3 protein-coding genes are annotated in these 1,077 nt (G+C 39.6%); 1 reads left to right on the top strand and 2 read right to left on the bottom strand.

Annotation, left to right across the window (positions count from 1 at the left end; translation table 11 throughout):
* Both C200_RS09465 and C200_RS09460 read right to left on the bottom strand, forming a co-directional pair.
* The coding region (locus tag C200_RS09465) for a type II toxin-antitoxin system VapC family toxin (protein ID WP_033923747.1) at positions 1 to 356 on the bottom strand (356 nt) is incomplete at its 3' end.
* Positions 353 to 598, bottom strand: a complete 246-nt coding sequence (locus C200_RS09460; protein ID WP_016212477.1) for a type II toxin-antitoxin system Phd/YefM family antitoxin — start codon at positions 596 to 598, stop codon at positions 353 to 355. The genes C200_RS09465 and C200_RS09460, both read right to left, overlap by 4 nt.
* A gap of 172 nt (positions 599 to 770) precedes the next feature.
* Between C200_RS09460 and C200_RS09455 the strand changes: the two genes are divergently transcribed.
* The gene (locus C200_RS09455; protein ID WP_033923746.1) at positions 771 to 1,025 is read left to right on the top strand and encodes a helix-turn-helix domain-containing protein; all 255 of its coding nucleotides are present in this window, start codon (positions 771 to 773) and stop codon (positions 1,023 to 1,025) included.
* Positions 1,026 to 1,077 lie beyond the last annotated feature (52 nt).

The raw sequence follows: 1,077 nt of genomic DNA, 5'->3' as shown, positions 1-1,077 counted from the left end.
ACTTTTCGCAACAGTGCCGTTAATAAGGTAAATCCTTCTGATATGGCCTGGGCAATTAAAATTCGATCAAATGGGTCTTTATGAATAGCTGGCAGCCCACTAACTCCAACTGCATGCTCACTAGTAATAGGTAGCTCACTATATCCGTTGTCTAATAAACCACGACGTAATAAATGAGGTTCTACTTTAAAGTCTTTTCTACCCAGGCTATTTTTTATGGCAATCTCCCAAAGACTAGCAGCGCTAAAAAATAACTCATTATCCTTTTCACTTAATAAAAATTTAGCCTCCACTGATAATCGAGAAGAATTGCCTGCTGCCCACAGCAACACATGAGTATCTAAAATATATTTCACTCTTCACCACCAAACAACTGATCAATTTCATCATGGCCCATTGTATCAAAATCATCGGGCACTTCGATCTGTCCAGTAAGGAACCCCACCCGTTTAACTTCTGCTTCGTCTGGTGCGCTTAGAGGCACAACTTTTACTAAAGGTTTTCCTGCTTTTGCAATAATAAATGGCTCCCCAGTAGATGCCTTTTCAATTAAACGAGACAAATGAGTCTTGGCTTCGTGAATATTAACAGTCTGCATAACAGGCTCCAGTTAAACTTAGTCATATAAACTTAGTTTAGTTCAATTAACCATTAATTACAACTGTAAAATTTAACTTGCGCCCTCCGTCATCTGAAGTGCAACACTCAGTAGAGAGTTCATATTCATACAGATAAACTCTCTAGTTCGCCTTTTGACTTAGAGGGTAGAGATGGTTTATCGGCACTTAAATGAAAAAGATCGTTTTTATATCGAACAACGGTTATCAGAGGGAGACTCGCTCAGATCGAATTTGCTAGATGCACTTGGCTTTTCTCCTAGCACGATTAGCCGTGAGATTAAACGGCACACCCCAATCGATTTTAAAGGTCTTTATTGTCACCGGCTTACTTCTCGCTGCGCACAAGAAAACGAGCTAAGGCTAAGCAAGGACAAGCTTTTTCAACAAATTTTCAGTAAGAGGTAAAAAAACTGTTGATTTCATCAGCGGTTAAGCACTCATACATCCCCCGATGTTA

This window comes from Piscirickettsia salmonis LF-89 = ATCC VR-1361 (genome assembly GCF_000297215.2).
Lineage (GTDB): Bacteria > Pseudomonadota > Gammaproteobacteria > Piscirickettsiales > Piscirickettsiaceae > Piscirickettsia > Piscirickettsia salmonis.
The sequence above is the reverse complement of the archived record's forward strand: the minus strand, read 5'-3'. Positions and strand labels throughout refer to the sequence as shown.

Bases quoted from the DNA above. Each gene is read 5' to 3' on its own strand.
- C200_RS09460 (WP_016212477.1), bottom strand. From the start codon at position 598: ATGCAGACTGTTAATATTCACGAAGCCAAGACTCATTTGTCTCGTTTA.
- C200_RS09455 (WP_033923746.1), top strand. From the start codon at position 771: ATGGTTTATCGGCACTTAAATGAAAAAGATCGTTTTTATATCGAACAA.